The organism is Neglectibacter sp. X4, from assembly GCF_009917365.1.
Lineage (GTDB): Bacteria > Bacillota > Clostridia > Oscillospirales > Acutalibacteraceae > Acutalibacter.
In genome coordinates this window covers 354,331-371,940 of the sequence record NZ_QWLE01000001.1, presented here as the reverse complement: position 1 = coordinate 371,940, position 17,610 = coordinate 354,331, and the positions used below count along the sequence as shown (strand labels likewise).

Here is a 17,610-nt window from a genome sequence, read left to right as displayed (position 1 = left end):
GTATGCAGATAAAAAACGCCTGTCCAGGACTCAGGACAGGCGCTTTTGGCGTTCAAAGATACTCAGGATTTCAAAGATGAGTGGTTCTCAATATCCCGCACCAAAGGCTGGATTTGGGAAATCATGTTGTCCATGTCCTCAAACATGGCGCTTTTCGTGGTGCCCAGGTTGCTGGCATTGTTAATATGCTTCTGAACATCCTGGTATAAGTCCTTAATCCGGTCAAAGAACCGGCAGATAATCTGCAGCTCTGCCTGGGAGGATTCAATGACATCAGAAATTTCCGACTGGACAGCAGAAGCGCCGTCAGCGGCGGAAGTGATGGTTTGAAAGCTTTCGTCTGCTTGGGAAACGATGCCCACGCCTAAGCCCAGTGTTTCCTGGGAAGAGGAAATGCGGCCGCTCAACTCGTTTGCCCGCTGCTCTACCTCGCTTACGCCATCGCTCACTTCCCCTGCCAGGGCCTTGATTTCCCCGGCAAGCTCCTTCACCTGGGCGGCCACTACAGAAAAGCCCCGGCCTGCCGCCCCCACCCGGGCCGCCTCAATAGAGGCGTTGAGGGCCAGAATGTTGGTTTCATCGGCAATGGACACAATTTTGCCCATGCACTGCTGTATGCCATTTACAGCAGCCTGCAGTTGGGAGAAGGTGCCAGCCATCTCCTCATAGGAAGCCTGCACCGCTGCGGAGATTTTTCCCAGCTCCACCATCTGGGCCTGGGCGCCGGTCACGCTTTCCGCAATGTCTCCCCGTACCTGCCCGAATTGCCCTGCCGCTTCGTCAATATTGGAAAAGGAATCTCCTAAATCAGAAAGCTTGTTCTGGAACAAATCAGCCTCCCGCATGACGCCGGAGAAGGAGGAACTTACCAGGCTCAGCTCCTGGAGAGCGGCAACCTCCTTCTGTACCAATTCCTGCCGGCAGCCTTTCAGGCTGCCGGCGATGTGCAGCATGGGATAAAGGCTTCTTTCCTCCTGGGCCTGTTTTTCCTGTTTCTTAAAAAAGAACCCCATGGCTTCCCCCTCCTTTATTCAAAGACCACGCAGGTCATGGACTGGTTTACAAAACGGTTGTTATAATGCTCCCCATAGCCCACAAGGCCTGCGTGGCACCCCAGCGCGGCCATATCCTGCAAATAGGCCTGCATGTAGTTGTGCTGGGAGAAAAGCTTGTAGCGGAACAGGCAGTTTACAGAGAAAATAGCCGACCGCCGGGGGAAGTCCGCGCAAATCCGCTGGATAGTCTCCTGGGTGATGGCCTTATAATCCCCCAGCTCCAGTAAAATCAGCACGTCTGAATCGTTGACCTGCCGGAAGCAGGCCAGAGCGTTGCCGTGTACCTCCTTGATGGAGATAATGCAGGTGTCATTCCCATTCAGCTTGCCAAAAGGATTCTGGAAGGTGCGGGTAAGGATTTCCTCGTCCGTAACGTGGAGGATGTCTTTGTAGACCTGCTTGGCGGGCTTGCCGTTTAAGGAACCCAGTATGTAGTTGGCCCTGTCTGTGTTGGAGGCAATAAAGCGGTAATTCCCCAATTGATGGTAGATGTTTTCCTTGTAGGTTTTCACCCGCCCGTTTTCGTTGCGCACCAGCCCATAGGCCACCGCGTCCTGGTATACCCGCCCGTTGGCAGACACTTTGCCCTGATCGCCTGTGCCGCCCACCAAGGGGATGCTGCGCTTGCCCAGGGATGTGTTGATAGTAGTCAGCACGCAGGCGTCATTGCCGCTGCAAAAATCTATGCACACTGTGTTTTCCCCGGAACCGCCTACCGCCTTCATGTCCGCTTCCAAACGCTGGATATGCTTGACGGGCATGGTGGAAACCTGTTCCAGCACGTTGGCGGCGGCGCGCACGCCATTGGAAAAAGCAATAATGCCCACGCCCTTTTCCACCACCTGCGTCTGGTAGCTCATCCCCACGCACCCGATGCTGGGTACCCCAGGGAACCTTTTCTCCAATTCTTCCACGTGCTTTTCAAACTGGCCGTCATTAGAAAATAGCATGATAAACTGCGGGGCATGGAGGCCGCGGAGTGCCTCATCCAAATTCCCGCGCTGGCTCATACCGAAAAACTGTTTCACGCTGCTGTCGCCCTCCCATGAATTGGTAGTTTCATTTCTTTATAAATTATACGTGAAAATCCAGGAGGTGTCAACCTTTTATAGCATCAGGAGGCAAAGGCGGGGGCAAATCCTGCCCGCTTTCCGCGTGCGTATGCGTTTTAGCCATGCTCTTGAAGAAAACAGCCCTTGCACTTTTAGGGGATTGGGTGTATACTTCCTGTATTATGGAAAAAACTGAGAGGATGAAGCATATGCCATTTTTAGATGTCCGCACAAGCTGCCCTGTAAGCAGCGAGCAGGAAACCCTGTTAAAAGCAGAGCTTGGCAAAGCCATTTCCCTGATTCCCGGCAAAAGCGAAAGCAGCCTGATGGCGCAGTTTACAGACAACTGCCGCCTGTGGATGGGAGGGGAGCAGGACGGCCCCATTGCCTTTGTGAACGTGATGATCTACGGCACCGCCGCCCAGGAGGCCTGCGAGCGCTTTCAGGCCGCGGTAATCCCTCTGCTGGAGCGGGAGCTGGGCGCAAAGCACGTATACCTGAAATTTGAGGAAGTGTCCCGCTGGTTCTGGAACTGACCGCCTAAAAAGATATGCTGGCAAAAGGAAAGGAATGGTCAAGCTATGAGTAAGAAAGCAGCCGTAATTATGGGAAGCGACAGCGATTTCCCTGTGTTGGAGCCATGTATCAGGCGCCTGAAGGCCCTGGGGGTAGAGACGGAGGTGCATGTCATGTCCGCCCACCGCACGCCGGCGGCAGCAGGGGCTTTTGCCGCCAGCGCCCGGGATGAGGGCTTTGGCGTGGTGATTGCCGCGGCAGGAAAGGCCGCCCATCTGGCGGGGGTGCTTGCCGCCCACACCACCCTGCCCGTCATCGGCATTCCGGTGAAGTCCTCTACTCTGGACGGCCTGGACGCCCTTCTGGCCACTGTCCAGATGCCCGCGGGCATCCCTGTGGCCACAGTAGCCATTGACGGCGGGGAAAACGCCGCCATCCTGGCGGCCCAGATGCTGGCCCTGTCCGATGAGGCGCTGGCAGAAAAGCTCTCCCAGATGAAGCGGGACTTGGAAGCGGGCGTTATGAAAAAGGACGCGGCTCTCCAGGAGAAGGTGGCGGCGCTGTAAGGCTTTGGGGCGCTGCCCAAGGCCGCAATGCGGAGATAAAGAAAGGAAAACAATATGAAAAAAACAATGATGCGCAAGTACGCGCAGTTGACAGTAAAAACCGGCGTAAATATCAAGAAGGGCCAGGGTGCTGTGATTTTCGCCCAGGTGGAGCAGCATGAGTTTGCCGAAATGGTGGCTGAGGAGGCTTACCGGGCCGGGGCTAAGTGGGTACACATGCAGTGGCAGGATCAGGATTTCAACAAGCTCCAGTTCCGCCATGAAAGCGTCACCCAGCGCTCCCGGGTAGAGGAGTGGGAGAAAGCCCAGCAGCAGTTCATTGTGGACGAGCTGCCGGTGCGTATCTCTATCGTGTCCGCCGATCCTGACGGCCTCAAGGGCATAAATGTGGACAAAATGCAGAAGATAAACGCCGCCCGGGGCAAAGTGCTCAAGCCCTACCGGGATGCCATTGAGAACAAGCACCAGTGGACTATCGTGGCGGTGCCCTCTAAAAAGTGGGCCAAGAAGGTGTTCCCTGGAGAGCGCACCAGCACAGCGGTGGAAAAGCTGTGGGAGGTCATTTTGAAAACGGTGCGCGTCACCGAGGACAACGATCCCCAGGCAGAGTGGGACAAGCACAACCGTACCATTATCGAGAAGTGCGAAAAGCTCACGGCTTATGATTTCGACTACCTCCACTATGAAAGCCAGAATGGCACAGACTTTAAGTGCTGGCTCATCCCTGGCGGCAAGTGGAACGGCGGCGGGGAAACCCTTATCGACGGCACCTTCTTCAACCCCAATATGCCCACTGAGGAGGCTTTCACTTCTCCTTTAAAGGGCAAGTGCGAGGGCACCCTGGTTGCCACCCTGCCCCTTTCCTATCAGGGGAACCTGATTGATAAGTTCTCTATCACCTTTAAAGACGGCAAAGCCGTTTCCTGTAAGGCTGAGCAGGGCCAGGCGCTGCTGGAAAAGATGATCGCCATGGACGAGGGCGCTTCCATGCTGGGAGAACTGGCCCTGGTGCCGGATGATTCCCCTATCTCCAATTCCGGCATCCTGTTTTATAACACCCTCTTTGACGAGAACGCAGCCTGCCATGTGGCTTTGGGCATGGGCTTTAATGACACCATTCCCGGCTTTGCCGGGATGTCCAAGGAAGAGATCCAGGCAAAAGGCATTAACGATTCTATTATCCATGTGGACTTTATGGTTGGCAGCAAGGAGTTGAATGTCACCGGATACACCCGGGACGGCAAGGCTGTGCCGGTTCTTAGGAACGGCAACTGGGCCATTTAAGCAGAAACAGGAAAAATGATATAGACGGGGGCCTGCGGGGAAGAATTTTTTCCGCGCAGGCCCTTTTTGTATCTATGGATGGCCCCCATAACATCCATCCTTTTCTCCGCCTTTTGGCATTTTTTCTTGCTATTTCTTCCCCGCAGTGATAAAATAGGCAAGAGCGCCTGCCAGCCTCCCCGTGCGGGAAGAAAAGAGGGGAGAGGGGACCCGGGTTTCGTAAGGCTCCGGATGTGCCCGTAAGCCGGCAGGCAAAACAACTGCGGGCAGGGAAAAGCCCCTGCAATGAAAACGGGAGGGCAGAAAAATGAGCATGTTTTCTAAAATCAACAGCTTTTTATTTCCCTGTGCCGGGGAGTATGAAAAGCTGGGCGCGAAGAAGGCCATTGCCTTAGGCTTTCAGCACGCTTTCGCTATGAGCTGCGCCACAATCCTGGTGCCGCTTCTCACCGGGCTGGACGTGGGGGTGGCCCTGTTCTGCGCAGGCGTTGGCACCCTGATTTTCCATCTCTGTACAGGCGGGCGTATGCCCACCTTCCTGGGCAGCTCCTTTGCCTTTATCTCCGCCATCTGCGGTGTGGTCGGCAATTCTGCCTTTGGCGCCACCAAGGATGAGCAGATAGCGGCGGCAATGGGCGGCATAATCGTTTCCGGCATTTTCTATTTGCTGTTGTCCCTGGTGATCCGCATTTTTGGCAAAGGGCTTATTGACACCCTTTTCCCGCCTGTTGTGCGGGGCGTGGGCATCACCCTCATCGGCCTGAACCTTGCCTCCACCGCCATTTCCAACATCCAGACCCAATATGGCCCTGACGGCGCCGCCATGTCCCCCTTTACAGAGGGCTATCATATGCCCACTTATGTATGGGCCTGGGTAATCGCTGCGGTGGTGTGCCTGCTGGCTGTGTTCCTGTCAAGCTGCGGCAGGGGGATGGTAAAGATGTCCTCCATTGTGATAGCTTTAGTCAGCGGTTATGTGCTCACCCTCATCCTCACCAAAACCGGCATTGCCCCGGCTTCCCTGATGGATACCAGCGTCATCGCAGGCTATGGTTGGCTGCAGGCCCCTCATTTCGTGCTTCCCGTCTTTAACATCACTGCCATTGGCATGATTGCGCCCATTGCCATTGTCACCTGCGTGGAGCATGTGGGAGACGTATACGCAAACGGCGCGGTGGTAGGCAAGAAGTTCACAGAAAAGCCCGGCCTGCACCGCACCATGCTGGGGGACGGCCTGGCTACGGTATTTGCCGGCTTTGTAGGCGGCCCTCCCAACACAACCTACAGCGAAAACACCGCTGTACTGGCTGCTACCGGGAATTATAACCCTGCCTCCCTGCGCATAGCGGCGCTTGTCGCCATAGCGGTCAGCTTCTTTGGCAAGGGCATCGGCGTTATCCAGTCTGTGCCTAACTGTGTGCTGGGCGGGGCCTGCATAGTGCTTTACGGCATGATAGCCTCTGTGGGCCTGCGCACCCTGGTGGAAAACCATGTGGACTTCACCAAGAACCGCAACCTGTGCATTGCCGCTGTCATGCTGGTGCTGGCAATCGGCGGGGCTGTCATTGGCAATGCCACCTTTAGCTTTTCCAACATCGGCCTGGGCATTATTGTGGGCATTATCCTGAACCTGGTTATCCCCAACCGGGAGGCTACAGGCAAGGGCATGGTGTCCCATGTGGTAAAAAGCGAAGAAGTGCTCCCCGAGCGGGGAGACGCAGACAGGTAAGCGCCCCGCAGGTTTCCGGCGGCAGGCAGCGCCTGTTTTTACGAAAGAACAAGCGGAAAGGAGAAAGAAATGGGATTTTTTGAAAGCAAAAAGCGGCTGCTGGTGCTGTTCTGCTCCCCCAACGGGCATGGCCACACCAGGATGCTGCTGGACAGCTTCCTGGAAGGGTTCAAAGGGAAGAAGGAATGGGAAATCAAGGAGATAGATGTGTACGATCTGCATCCAAATCCCTGCATAGCCTGCGGGGCCTGCGCCAAAAAGGAAGGATGCAAATTTTCCGATTTGGACGGCTTTGACAAGGAACTGCGGAAAAGCGACCTGCTGGTAGTGGCGTCGCCTGTATACAACGCTTCCTTTCCCGCGCCTATGAAGGCCCTGCTGGACAGAACCCAGCGGTATTTTGAAGCCCGGTTCTCCTTAAACAAAAAGCCGCCCATTAAAAAGCGCCGGGAAGCTGTGCTGCTCCTTTCCATGGGCAGCGAGGAGGATTTCGGGGTAGAGGTGACCACTTACCAGCTTAAGCGATCCTTCAGTGTGATGAACACCCAGCTTACGGGCTGCGTGGTGTGGGACGCCACTGACCTGGGGCGGGAGAAACAGGTGCAGGCCCAGAAAAAAGCGGGAAGCCTTGGTCTTGAAATCCTTTCCCGCTTATGATATGATTATAAGCGGCAAATTTTAAGCGCCAGCTTATTTTATACTAATAAGGAAGAGGGTACAGCATGTCTGGACATTCAAAATGGAACAACATTAAACGGAAGAAGGAAAAGGCCGACGGGGCAAAGGCTAAAATCTTTACGAAGATTGGGCGCGAGCTGACTGTTGCCGTAAAGGAAGGGGGCAGCGCGGATCCGGCCGCAAACTCCCGCCTGCGGGACTGTATCGCCAAGGCAAAGGCCGCAAACGTCCCCAATGACAATATTGAGCGCATTATCAAAAAGGCCGCCGGAGACGGCAATGCCGACAACTATGAAGATGTAACCTATGAGGGCTATGGCCCCTGCGGCGTGGCTGTCATTGTAGAGGCCCTCACCGATAACCGAAACCGCACTGCTGCCGATGTGCGCCATGCCTTTGACAAATACGGCGGGAACCTGGGCACCACTGGCTGCGTGTCCTTTATGTTCAACAAGAAAGGCGTTATCGTGATTGAGCGGGAAGGCCTGGACGAGGATACCGTTATGACAGACGCACTGGAGGCTGGCGCTTCCGATTTTGCCGCCGATGAGGATGTGTTTGAGATTTCCACCGAGCCTGCCGATTTCAGCGGCGTGCGGGAAGACCTGGAAAAGAAAGGCTATGCATTTGTCTCCGCCGAGGTGGAAATGGTGCCCGATACTTACACCGCCATTGCGGATCCGGAGGTAGTTGTCAAAATGCAGAAGATGCTGGATCTGCTGGAGGACAACGACGACGTGCAGAACGTCTGGCACAACTGGGATGCCCCGGAGGATGAGGACGACGAGTGAGACAGGCAAAAAGCGCCGGGAGGCATCCCGGCGCTTTTCCAATAAGCTTGCAGGAGAATTTTTGCAGGATTATTTGGTTTGGCTTGCATTTTTGCCTCCCAGGGGCTATAATAGGGAAATAGGAAAAATCAGCCTGCGGCAGGCGGCAAAAGCCTAATGGACAGGCAAAGAAAGTGGTGTTGATTATGCAGGAAATCAAGATTGAACTGACAAAAAAACCAAAGGCAAAGCCCGCAGACCAGTCTAAGCTGGGCTTCGGTAAGATATTCACCGATCACATGTACATTATGCCCTATAATAAGGAAAAGGGCTGGCACGATCCCCGCATAGAGCCGTACCACAGCCTGGAGCTGGATCCTTCCGCCATGGTGTTCCATTATGGCCAGGAGATGTTTGAGGGGATGAAGGCTTACCGGGCGGAGGACGGCCGCACCCTGCTGTTCCGCCCTGACCGGAACATTGCCCGGGCCAACAATTCCAACCGGCGCATCTGTATCCCGGAGGTGCCGGAGGATGATTTTATGAATGCCCTCAAAACCCTGGTAAGTATTGAAAAGGACTGGATTCCCACAGCTCCCGGCACCTCCCTGTACATCCGGCCCTTTATTATCGCCACAGATCCCTTCCTGGGCGTGCGCCCTTCCGATACATATCTCTTTATGATCATCCTGTCCCCCTCCGGCGCATACTATGAAAGCGGCCTGGATCCAGTGAAAATCTGGATCGAAGATGACTATGTGCGGGCTGTGCGGGGCGGCATTGGCGAGGCCAAAACAGGCGGAAACTATGTGGCAAGCCTGAAAGCCCAGATGAAAGCCCACGAAGAAGGCTACTCCCAGGTGCTGTGGCTGGACGGCGTGGAGCGCAAATATATTGAAGAGGTGGGGGCCATGAATATCTTCTTCAAGATAAACGGCAAGGTGGTCACCCCCATGCTAAACGGCAGTATCCTGCCCGGCGTCACCCGGGCCTCCTGCCTGGATCTGTGCAGGCACTGGGGCATGGAGGTGGAGGAACGCCGCGTTTCTGTAGAGGAACTGGTGGCCGCCGCCAGGGACGGCTCCCTGGAAGAGTGCTGGGGCAGCGGTACTGCGGCTGTCATCTCCCCAGTTGGTGCCTTGCGCTTTGGGGACGAGGTGATGGTAATTTCCGGCGGGGGCATTGGCCCTGTAAGCCAGAAGCTTTATAACACTGTCACTGGCATCCAGACAGGGAAGGCAGAGGATCCCTTCGGCTGGGTAGTTGAGGTAAAATAAGGAATATACTATCCATAGATTTCCGGTTGTAAACGCTTGACAAACCATACAAAAAAGTGTTATAATCTTTTCACAAAAGAAGCTCGTGTGCGAGAAGCTTTTCGGCTTTTTTGCCATGGATTCCATGACACGCGGACAACAATTGGGTAATTGTAAATTTAGAGTGAGTATGGAGGGACTGGGTCAAAAGCCCAGTCCCTCCTGCTTTTTTCACGGCAATATTACCTGCGCATTTCAAAGCCCAGCCTTGGAACAGCCTGTGCCGCAACGCTGTTTCTTACGTTTTTCTTAGCAAGGTTTACAGGGAAAATGGGCTGTGCTATAATTCTCCATAGAAACAGATTCTAAGAGGAGAGTGGCTATGAAAGGAAAAGAGGGGGTGGCTCCCATGAAAAAGAAAAAGCGTATTCCTTGGAGCCTGCTTTATATTGCCGCGACTATTGTGGCAGTGGTGCTGTTTGGCGTGTTCAATCGGGAATTTGGCAACGTGTTTGCCACCATGGCTGGGCTTACGCCGGGATGGCTCAGTTTGGCGATTGTCATCACCGTTATTTTTTTTGGTTTTGAGGGGGGCATAATCCGCCTGCTTATGCGCAGCCAGCATATTCCTATGGGTTGGGGCAGCGGCATAAAAATCGGCCTTATCGGCATTTATTATTCCTATATCACCCCCAGCTCCACAGGGGGGCAGCCCATGCAGGCAGCATACCTGCGCCGGGACAACATACCTGTGGGCCTTTCCACTGCTGTGCTGCTGATGAAATTCTTCTGCTATCAGTGCGCCTTTGTGTTGTGTTCAATTGTGTTTTACGCCATGATGTACGGAAAGATTCAGGCGGAAAACCCAGGCATTCTCCCGCTGATAGTCTTGGGCCTTATGATAAACGGCGGTTCCATCCTATTTTTCGCCTCCCTGTTTATCAAGCCTGTCTTTCATGTAATCTGCCGTTTTGCCAAGTGGCTGGCTTCCCGGTTCCGCTTTCTGCGGGAACGCTTCCACCTGATGGAAACAATCGACAAATTCGAGGCCGATTTTGGCAGCTTTACCGACAATTTCAAGGAGAAAAAAGCCAGCGTCCTGTGGGGGATTGTGCTGTCCGTTCCGCAGTTTTTCCTGCAAATGAGCGTGATTTTTTTCATCTTCCGGGCTTTTGGATACCAGGACGCAAGCTATTGGGAGATTGTCGCAGTGCAAAGCCTTTTGCAGGTTTCTGTGTCTTTCATGCCCATGCCCGGCGCCTCCGGCGCTCAGGAAATCGGGTTTTCGTCCTACTTCCGGGGATATTTCGTCCATAACGATCTGTATGCCGCTGTAATGGTGTGGCGATTTTTCACTTACTATCTGGTTGTGATTGCCGGCGCGCTGCTGGTTGTAGCCGATCAGTTCCTGTACCGCCGGCGGCAGCTCAGGGCAGGAGTACAGGAAAGTATGAGCGAAAAAAGATAGAATTTCTGTATTTATTAACTGTTTGCTTTTAAAAATTTTTACCTGTTTTTTTAGGGGAACGCATTGACAATTCCGAAAATATATTATAAAATATATCAAAGACAATGCCAAAGGGAAAAGTGTATCCCTTTTGGAAGGAACTAAGGAGAATGATGTAGCCCACCTGTTTAAGAAGGATTTGGCAGCCCGGCGCTGGCAGGCCGGGCAATTCTCTATTCGCTGCAAAGGAGTTGTCCCCCTTATGAAAAGAAAAAAGGCGCATCAGCTTACAAACTCTGAATTGATCCTTATGGAGATCCTTTGGCAGGCGGATCATCCGCTATGCAGGCCAGAGATCATCTCTGCCGCTGTAAACGAGCGGGGAGAGCCTTTGTTTGCTGTCAGTTCCTTTCATCTTCTGGTAAACGAACTGCTGGAGAAGGGATACATAAAAGTAACGAATGGTACAGGCCGTGGCCGGAAGCACGCCCGTAGCTACGCGCCCACCCTCACCCGCAACCAGCATTTTGCCTTGCAGATAGTCCAGTCCGGCAATTTTGCCCCTATGGATATTCCGGACATTGTGTGCTCCCTGCTGCAATATGCCAAGGTAGACGATGCTTCCATGGTGCTCCATAAAATTGAGGAGCAGGCCGAGCAGGTGACAGCAGCCTACTGATTTTTGTTTCAGCCTCAAATCAAGATGTTTTAAAAGCCGTTCCTTTGCGGGGGGCGGCTTTCTTATGCGAGATTCTATGCCCTATAGGCATAGTTCTTTTGCTGAAGTAGGGTTTACTATAGAAAAAAGGTATTTGCATAAAGTGGAGTAATATGGTATACTTTATCCCAGCCGCCAAGGGCGGAGGTTATAACGAAGGGAGAAACGAGGTATGACAGAGCGGCTGTGGGAGATACTGTCAGATTCTTTCACAAAAATCCTGGTGCCGGGCCTGACCATGACCCTGCCCCTGACAGCAATCGCCTTTTTCTTTGCCATGGTGCTGGCCGTTTTTATGGCCCTGGCGCAGTTTGCGGGCGTGCCGGTGCTGAAGCAGCTTTCCAGGTTTCACATTTGGGTGTTCCGGGGTACGCCCCTGCTTTTGCAGCTCTATCTGGTGTTTTATGGACTGCCGGGTTTGGGCGTGATTATCGATCCCTTTCCGGCGGCAGTGCTGGTGTTCTCTTTAAACGAGGGCGCCTATTGCGCGGAAATCGTCCGGGCCGCCTTGGAGGCTGTGCCTGCCGGACAGTTGGAGGCGGGCTATTGCGTAGGCATGTCCTATTTGCAGACCATGCGGCGCATTGTGCTGCCCCAGGCTATGCGCACAGCTTTCCCATCCTTGGCAAATTCCCTTATCGCCATGATGAAGGACACCTCCCTGGCGTCTACCATTACGGTAACGGAAATGCTCATGTCCACCCAGCGCATTATTGCCCGCACTTACGAGCCTTTGGCCCTGTATATGGAGGCAGGCATAATTTACCTGCTGTTCTCCACGGTGCTGACAAAGCTGCAAAAGCTGGGGGAGAAGAGGCTCAGTGTATATACGGCGAAAGAGTCCATGATAATCCTGCCGAAAAGGAGGCCCCAGGCGAAATGGTGGAAGTAAAGGGCATCAAGAAGTCCTTTGGGGGCACAGAAGTGCTCAAAGGTGTAGACATCAAGGTGGAGCAGGGAGACGTGGTGGCCATTTTAGGCCCCAGCGGCTCCGGCAAAACCACCCTGCTGCGGTGCATGAATTTCCTGGAGCGCGCCCAGGCAGGCCAACTGGTGTTTGATGGGCAGGCCTATGATTTACATAAGGTTACGAAGAAGGAAATCGCCGCCATCCGCCGGAAAACTACCTTTGTGTTCCAAAATTATAATTTGTTTTTGAATAAGACTGCCCTGCAGAATGTGACGGAAGGTTTGGTCATTGCCCGGAAGATGCCAAAGGATCAGGCCAGGCAGACGGCAGAGCAAGCCCTTGAAAAGGTGGGCCTTTCCGACCGGATGGATTACTACCCCAGCCAGCTTTCCGGCGGGCAGCAGCAGCGCGTAGCCATTGCCCGGGCGCTGGCAGCACAGCCGGAAATCATCTACTTTGACGAGCCTACCTCTGCCCTGGATCCAGAGCTTACAGGGGAAGTCCTTGCTGTCATGCGGCAGCTTGCAGAGGAGGGCATGACCATGCTGGTGGTCACCCATGAAATGGGCTTTGCCAGGAATGTATCCAGCCAGGTGGTATTTATGGAGGACGGCCTGGTGGTGGAATCGGCTCCCTCCAAGGAGTTTTTCCAAAGCCCCCGCTCCCAGCGCACCCAGGAATTTCTGCGGCTGGTGGGGCAGGAGTAACGGGCCGCGTTTTAAATTGCTATCCATAGAGATATAGTATATTTACCATTTGTGATTTCAGAAAGGAGAAACCATGATGAAAATGAAGAAGCTTTTGGCACTGCTGCTGGCCCTGTGCCTGACACTGGCCCTGGCGGCCTGCGGCGGAGAGGGAGGCTCCGCAAACTCAGAGCCTGCAGGCTCTGCCGCCTCCGGCGGGACAGAAGGAGATCTGCTGGCACAAATCCAGGGAAAGGGGGAAATAACCGTAGCCATGGAGGGCACTTGGGCGCCTTGGACTTTCCATGACGAGGACGACAACCTGGTGGGCTATGACGTAGAGGTTTCCCAGAAAATCGGGGAAAAGCTGGGGGTGAAGGTAAACTTCATTGAAGGCGAATGGGACGGCCTGCTGGCTGGCCTGGACTCCGGCCGCTATGATCTCATGGTAAACGGCGTCAGCGTGGACGAGGAGCGCAAAGAGAAGTATGATTTCAGCATCCCCTATGCCGCCAACCGTACCGCCGTCATTGTGAAGAACGAAAACGAGGACATCAAGTCCATGGAGGATCTGGAGGGCAAGCACACCGCCAATACCCTGAACAGCACCTATGCCAAGATTGCCGAAGCCCATGGGGCGGAGGTTACTGGCGTGGACGATCTGAACCAGACCTTTGAACTGCTGTTTTCCGGGCGCATCGACGCAACCCTCAATGACGAAGTGGCGTATTATGATTACATGAAGAACCATCCGGACGCAGACATTAAAATTGCCGTTTTAAGCGACGAGGCAGTACAGGTTGCCATTCCCATGCGCAAAGGCGAGGAAACCCGCACCCTGCGGGAGGCTGTGGACAAAGCCTTGGCAGAGCTGAAAGAGGACGGCACCCTCACAGAACTCTCTGAAAAATATTTCGGGGTTGATATCTCACAGGCAGAATAAGGGCCAGGGTTTTAACAGAGGCTTCCTGCCCGGATAACCCTGATATGGAACCGCTTCCCGGGGCTTCAGCATGAAAAAATGCTGCGGCCCCGGATTTTTGTAGGACTTTGAGAAAAAAATCACAAAAATTTTCCGGGGATTTTTTGGTTTGGCTCTTGTATTCTTGTGTAAAATGCATTAAAATAATGGTATACAAAACCCTATACCAATTTCAGGAGGTTTTACCAATGTCTGTTAAAGTTGCAATCAATGGTTTTGGCCGCATCGGCCGTCTGGCTTTCCGCCAGATGTTCGGCGCCGAAGGGTATGAGGTCGTAGCTATCAACGATCTGACCAGCCCCAAAATGCTGGCTCATCTGCTGAAGTATGACTCTGCCCAGGGCCGCTATGCTCTGGCCGACAAGGTGGAGGCCGGCGAGGACTCCATCACTGTAGACGGCAAGACCATCAAGATCTATGCTGAAAAGGATGCCAAGGATCTGCCTTGGGGCCAGATCGGCGTTGACGTTGTTCTGGAGTGCACCGGCTTCTATTGCTCCCTGGCAAAGTCCCAGGCTCACATCGACGCTGGCGCCAAGAAGGTTGTTATCTCCGCTCCTGCTGGCAGCGACCTCAAGACCATCGTGTACAGCGTGAACGAGAACACCCTGACTGCTGAAGACAAGATCATCTCCGCAGCTTCCTGCACCACCAACTGCCTGGCTCCCATGGCCGACACCCTGAACAAGTATGCTCCCATCCAGAGCGGCATCATGACCACTGTACATGCCTTCACCGGCGACCAGATGGTTCTGGACGGCCCCCACCGCAAGGGTGATCTCCGCCGCGCCCGCGCCGCTGCTGTGAACATTGTTCCCAACTCCACCGGCGCTGCCAAGGCTATCGGTCTGGTTATCCCCGAACTCAACGGCAAGCTCATCGGCTCTGCCCAGCGCGTGCCCGTACCCACCGGCTCCACCACTCTGCTGGTTGCCGTTGTCAAGGGCGAGAACGTGACTGTTGACGGCATCAATGCCGCCATGAAGGCAGCCGCTTCCGATTCCTTCGGCTACACCGAAGAGCCTCTGGTATCCTCCGATATCATCGGCATCACCTATGGCTCCCTGTTCGACGCCACCCAGACCATGGTTACCGAGATTGGCGACGGGCTGTATCAGGTACAGGTTGTATCCTGGTATGACAACGAGAACAGCTACACCAGCCAGATGGTGCGCACCATTAAGTACTTCGCTTCTATCTAAAAACCGGCGTAAAGCCCTTTTTGGTAGGAATAAGGACCCCCTGCGGACAAGCTCCGCAGGGGGTTTCGTTATATGAGCAACCATCAGCTTAGACGATGGTTGCTCATAAAAAGCAGAGCGGCCTGGAAGCTTTTCCAGGCCGCTCTGCTTTTTGCGTTTTCTTACACTGCCTTGCAGTCCACAGGTTCATAGCCTGCGTCCTTAACAGCGGCTGTGAGCAGCTCATCTGCCACATTCTCTGCCATCTCCACAGTGGCTTTTTTGGCCTCCAGATCTACGTTGACAGCAGTAACGCCGGCAACGCCCTCCAGGGCTTTCTGCACATGGGACTGGCAGTGGGCGCACATCATGCCCTCAACAGTCAAAACTTTTTTCATGGTATTTGCTCCTTCCACAGTTGTATTAAGAATGGGTGTTTCCATAGGGCTTGCTGTTTTGGGGGGTATCTCCAGGGTGCGCGCCTTGTCTTTAAAGAACCGTAGGCGCAGGGCGTTTGCCACCACACACACAGAGCTTAGGCTCATGGCAGCGGAACCCAGCATAGGGCTGAGCTTGATGGCAAACAGGGGCCACAGCAATCCTGCCGCCACAGGGATCCCCAGGACGTTATAGAAAAAGGCCCAGAACAGGTTCATGCGGATATTGCGGATAACGGACTTGCTCAGTTCAATGGCAGTGCATACGTCCTCCAGGGAGTTCTTCATCAGCACCACGTCGGCAGAGTCGATAGCAATATCCGTCCCTGCCCCGATGGCAATGCCGATGTCTGCCCGGGTGAGGGCGGGGGCGTCATTTATGCCGTCACCCACCATGGCTACCCGGCGGTTTTCTCCCTGCAGGCGGCGGATAACCGCCTCTTTTTCCGCGGGCAGCACATCGGAAACTGCCTCCTCAATGCCTGCCTGCTGGCGGATAGCCTGGGCGGTGGCCTTGTTGTCCCCAGTGAGCATAACCACCCGCAAGCCCATTTTGTGGAACCGCTCTACTGCCCGCAGGCTGGACTCCCGCAGGGAATCTGCCACAGCGATAACGCCTGCAAGCTGTCCGGCTTTCACGAAGAACAGGGGCGTTTTGCCCTGCCTGGCAAAGGATTCTCCCTGGGCCGCAGCGCTGTCTGCCTCAATGCCCTGCTCCCGTAGAAAAGCCAGGTTGCCTGCCAGGCACAGATCCCCTTGGATTTCAGCCTGCACGCCCCGTCCGGCAGTGGCGGAAAAATCTTCCGCCTTGTAGGGGGTGATGCCTTGGGATTTGGCATATTCGGTAACGGCCTGGGCTAAGGGATGCTCGCTGCCTGTTTCCAGAGCGGCGGCAAGAGCCAGGAAGCCGGCGGGGGAGAGAGTGTTGTCCAGCACCTGCACATCCGTGACGGCAGGCTTGCCGCTGGTGAGGGTGCCGGTTTTATCCAGTACAATGGTATCCACCCGGTGCAGGTTCTCCAGGCTTTCCGCCGACTTCACCAGGATGCCGTATTCTGCCGCCTTGCCTGTGCCCACCATAATGGCAACCGGCGTGGCAAGCCCTAAGGCGCAGGGACAGGAAATTACCAGAACGGCAATGGCGCAGGAAAGGGAGAACTCAAAGGTCTGCCCAGCTATGAGCCACACAATGGCAGTCACCAGGGCAATGACCATGACGATGGGCACGAACACCCCGCTGATTTTATCCGCCAGCCGGGCAATAGGCGCTTTGGTACTGCCCGCCTCGTCCACCAGACGGATGATTTGGGCCAGAGTGGTGTCATCGCCCACCTTGGAAGCGCGAAAGTGAAAAGAACCGTTTTTGTTTATGGTGGCGGACAGCACCGGATCCCCAGGGCCGCGCTCTACAGGCAGGCTTTCTCCGGTAATGGCAGACTGATCCACATACCCGTGGCCTTCTGTCACCACGCCGTCTACAGGCAGGCTCTCCCCGGGGCGTATTACCACAATATCCCCTGCCTGCACCTGCTGGGCAGGTATAACGGTTTCTGCGCCTTCCCGCAGCACTGTGGCGGTTTTAGGGGCTAAATCCACCAGCTTGTCCAAGGCGCCGCTGGTTTTGGCTTTGGAGCGGCTTTCCAGATATTTGCCCACTGTTACCAGAGTGACAATCATGGCGCTGGACTCAAAATACAGGTCGTGGGCATATTGGTGGACAAGGGCCATATCGCCATGCCCAAAGCCCCAGGCCATGCGGTACAGGGCGAAAATGCCATACAGCAGGGACGCGCCAGAGCCTACCGCCACCAGGGAGTCCATGTTGGGGCTGCGCTTCCACAGGGAACGCAGGCCGCCGGTGTAAAACTTCCGGTTAAGCACCAGAATGGGCAGGGTGATGAGCAGTTGGGTCATGGCGGAAACAAGGGCGTTTTCCATGCCAATGAGGAAAGAGGGCACAGGCAGGCCCATCATGGACCCCATAGCCACGTACATGAGGGGCACGAGCAGGATGACCGAGAGGGTAAGCCGCTTTTTCATGGCAGCCTGTTCCTCCTCTGCGTCCTGCTGGCGTTTTTTCCACTGGCTCTGGAAATCCCGGCTGCTTCCGTCCCCGCCTGGGGCAGGGGCCTCCGCCGGTTCCGCCCCATAGCCTATCTCTGTCACAGCGGCGCAGATATCCCCTTCTGCCACTGCGCTTTCGTCAAAGGTGACCTGCATCTGGTTTTTCAGCAGGCTCACATCCACCTCCTGCACGCCGGACAGCTTCTGCACCCGGCGGGTGACATTGGCCTGGCAGGCGGCGCAGGTCATGCCGGTTACGCGGAATTTCTCTGTTGTCAT

At 54.7% G+C, this 17,610-nt stretch carries 16 protein-coding genes; 13 read left to right on the top strand and 3 right to left on the bottom strand.

The window, feature by feature from the left end; genetic code table 11:
• Positions 1-62: 62 nt before the first annotated feature.
• Entirely contained in the window at positions 63-1,013 is a 951-nt protein-coding gene (locus D1841_RS01850; protein ID WP_160641440.1) for a methyl-accepting chemotaxis protein, read from the bottom strand.
• A 14-nt stretch (positions 1,014-1,027) separates the two neighbouring features.
• Positions 1,028-2,083, bottom strand: a complete 1,056-nt coding sequence (locus D1841_RS01845; protein WP_160641439.1) for an FIST signal transduction protein — start codon at positions 2,081-2,083, stop codon at positions 1,028-1,030.
• A 233-nt stretch (positions 2,084-2,316) separates the two neighbouring features.
• On the opposite strand from D1841_RS01845, the gene D1841_RS01840 reads away from it, so the two are divergent.
• The 13 genes from D1841_RS01840 (at position 2,317) to gap (ending at position 14,851) form a co-directional block, all read left to right on the top strand.
• A complete protein-coding gene (locus tag D1841_RS01840) occupies positions 2,317-2,643 on the top strand; it encodes a hypothetical protein (protein ID WP_160641438.1) in 327 nt (108 codons plus the stop codon).
• 45 nt (positions 2,644-2,688) lie between these two features.
• Entirely contained in the window at positions 2,689-3,189 is a 501-nt protein-coding gene (gene purE, locus D1841_RS01835) for a 5-(carboxyamino)imidazole ribonucleotide mutase (RefSeq protein WP_160641437.1), read from the top strand.
• 54 nt (positions 3,190-3,243) lie between these two features.
• Positions 3,244-4,473 (top strand): aminopeptidase, encoded by a 1,230-nt coding sequence (locus D1841_RS01830; RefSeq protein ID WP_160641436.1) that lies wholly within the window; start codon positions 3,244-3,246, stop codon positions 4,471-4,473.
• Between the two features lie 307 nt (positions 4,474-4,780).
• Positions 4,781-6,202 (top strand): uracil-xanthine permease family protein, encoded by a 1,422-nt coding sequence (locus D1841_RS01825; protein ID WP_201751166.1) that lies wholly within the window; start codon positions 4,781-4,783, stop codon positions 6,200-6,202.
• A gap of 69 nt (positions 6,203-6,271) precedes the next feature.
• The gene (locus tag D1841_RS01820) at positions 6,272-6,859 is read left to right on the top strand and encodes a flavodoxin family protein (protein ID WP_160641435.1); all 588 of its coding nucleotides are present in this window, start codon (positions 6,272-6,274) and stop codon (positions 6,857-6,859) included.
• Positions 6,860-6,924: 65 nt separating this feature from the next.
• Positions 6,925-7,671, top strand: a complete 747-nt coding sequence (locus tag D1841_RS01815; protein WP_160641434.1) for a YebC/PmpR family DNA-binding transcriptional regulator — start codon at positions 6,925-6,927, stop codon at positions 7,669-7,671.
• Between the two features lie 185 nt (positions 7,672-7,856).
• Entirely contained in the window at positions 7,857-8,927 is a 1,071-nt protein-coding gene (locus D1841_RS01810; protein ID WP_160641433.1) for a branched-chain amino acid aminotransferase, read from the top strand.
• Positions 8,928-9,288: 361 nt separating this feature from the next.
• Positions 9,289-10,374, top strand: coding sequence for a lysylphosphatidylglycerol synthase transmembrane domain-containing protein (locus D1841_RS01805; RefSeq protein ID WP_160641432.1), 1,086 nt, complete (start codon positions 9,289-9,291; stop codon positions 10,372-10,374).
• Between the two features lie 241 nt (positions 10,375-10,615).
• Positions 10,616-11,032, top strand: a complete 417-nt coding sequence (locus D1841_RS01800; protein ID WP_160641431.1) for a BlaI/MecI/CopY family transcriptional regulator — start codon at positions 10,616-10,618, stop codon at positions 11,030-11,032.
• Between the two features lie 211 nt (positions 11,033-11,243).
• The gene (locus D1841_RS01795) at positions 11,244-11,963 is read left to right on the top strand and encodes an amino acid ABC transporter permease (protein WP_160641430.1); all 720 of its coding nucleotides are present in this window, start codon (positions 11,244-11,246) and stop codon (positions 11,961-11,963) included.
• Positions 11,951-12,688 (top strand): amino acid ABC transporter ATP-binding protein, encoded by a 738-nt coding sequence (locus D1841_RS01790; protein WP_160641429.1) that lies wholly within the window; start codon positions 11,951-11,953, stop codon positions 12,686-12,688. Before D1841_RS01795 ends, D1841_RS01790 begins: the two co-directional genes overlap by 13 nt.
• A 73-nt stretch (positions 12,689-12,761) precedes the next feature.
• Positions 12,762-13,610: a transporter substrate-binding domain-containing protein gene (locus D1841_RS01785; protein WP_237076132.1), complete on the top strand. Its 849-nt coding sequence runs from the start codon at positions 12,762-12,764 to the stop codon at positions 13,608-13,610.
• Between the two features lie 227 nt (positions 13,611-13,837).
• Positions 13,838-14,851 carry a type I glyceraldehyde-3-phosphate dehydrogenase gene (gap, locus tag D1841_RS01780; RefSeq protein ID WP_160641428.1) on the top strand — a complete coding sequence of 338 codons (1,014 nt, stop codon included), beginning with the start codon at positions 13,838-13,840 and terminating at the stop codon, positions 14,849-14,851.
• A 161-nt stretch (positions 14,852-15,012) separates the two neighbouring features.
• Here the strand turns inward: gap and D1841_RS01775 are convergent, their stop codons facing one another.
• Positions 15,013-17,610, bottom strand: coding sequence for a heavy metal translocating P-type ATPase (locus D1841_RS01775; RefSeq protein ID WP_160641427.1), 2,598 nt, complete (start codon positions 17,608-17,610; stop codon positions 15,013-15,015).

Coding starts and splice junctions, on each gene's coding strand:
- gap (WP_160641428.1), top strand. CDS start 13,838: ATGTCTGTTAAAGTTGCAATCAATGGTTTTGGCCGCATCGGCCGTCTG.
- D1841_RS01850 (WP_160641440.1), bottom strand. CDS start 1,013: ATGGGGTTCTTTTTTAAGAAACAGGAAAAACAGGCCCAGGAGGAAAGA.
- D1841_RS01830 (WP_160641436.1), top strand. CDS start 3,244: ATGAAAAAAACAATGATGCGCAAGTACGCGCAGTTGACAGTAAAAACC.
- D1841_RS01840 (WP_160641438.1), top strand. CDS start 2,317: ATGCCATTTTTAGATGTCCGCACAAGCTGCCCTGTAAGCAGCGAGCAG.
- D1841_RS01790 (WP_160641429.1), top strand. CDS start 11,951: ATGGTGGAAGTAAAGGGCATCAAGAAGTCCTTTGGGGGCACAGAAGTG.
- D1841_RS01775 (WP_160641427.1), bottom strand. CDS start 17,610: ATGACAACAGAGAAATTCCGCGTAACCGGCATGACCTGCGCCGCCTGC.
- D1841_RS01800 (WP_160641431.1), top strand. CDS start 10,616: ATGAAAAGAAAAAAGGCGCATCAGCTTACAAACTCTGAATTGATCCTT.
- D1841_RS01825 (WP_201751166.1), top strand. CDS start 4,781: ATGAGCATGTTTTCTAAAATCAACAGCTTTTTATTTCCCTGTGCCGGG.
- D1841_RS01820 (WP_160641435.1), top strand. CDS start 6,272: ATGGGATTTTTTGAAAGCAAAAAGCGGCTGCTGGTGCTGTTCTGCTCC.
- D1841_RS01805 (WP_160641432.1), top strand. CDS start 9,289: ATGAAAGGAAAAGAGGGGGTGGCTCCCATGAAAAAGAAAAAGCGTATT.
- D1841_RS01815 (WP_160641434.1), top strand. CDS start 6,925: ATGTCTGGACATTCAAAATGGAACAACATTAAACGGAAGAAGGAAAAG.
- D1841_RS01810 (WP_160641433.1), top strand. CDS start 7,857: ATGCAGGAAATCAAGATTGAACTGACAAAAAAACCAAAGGCAAAGCCC.
- D1841_RS01785 (WP_237076132.1), top strand. CDS start 12,762: ATGATGAAAATGAAGAAGCTTTTGGCACTGCTGCTGGCCCTGTGCCTG.
- purE (WP_160641437.1), top strand. CDS start 2,689: ATGAGTAAGAAAGCAGCCGTAATTATGGGAAGCGACAGCGATTTCCCT.
- D1841_RS01795 (WP_160641430.1), top strand. CDS start 11,244: ATGACAGAGCGGCTGTGGGAGATACTGTCAGATTCTTTCACAAAAATC.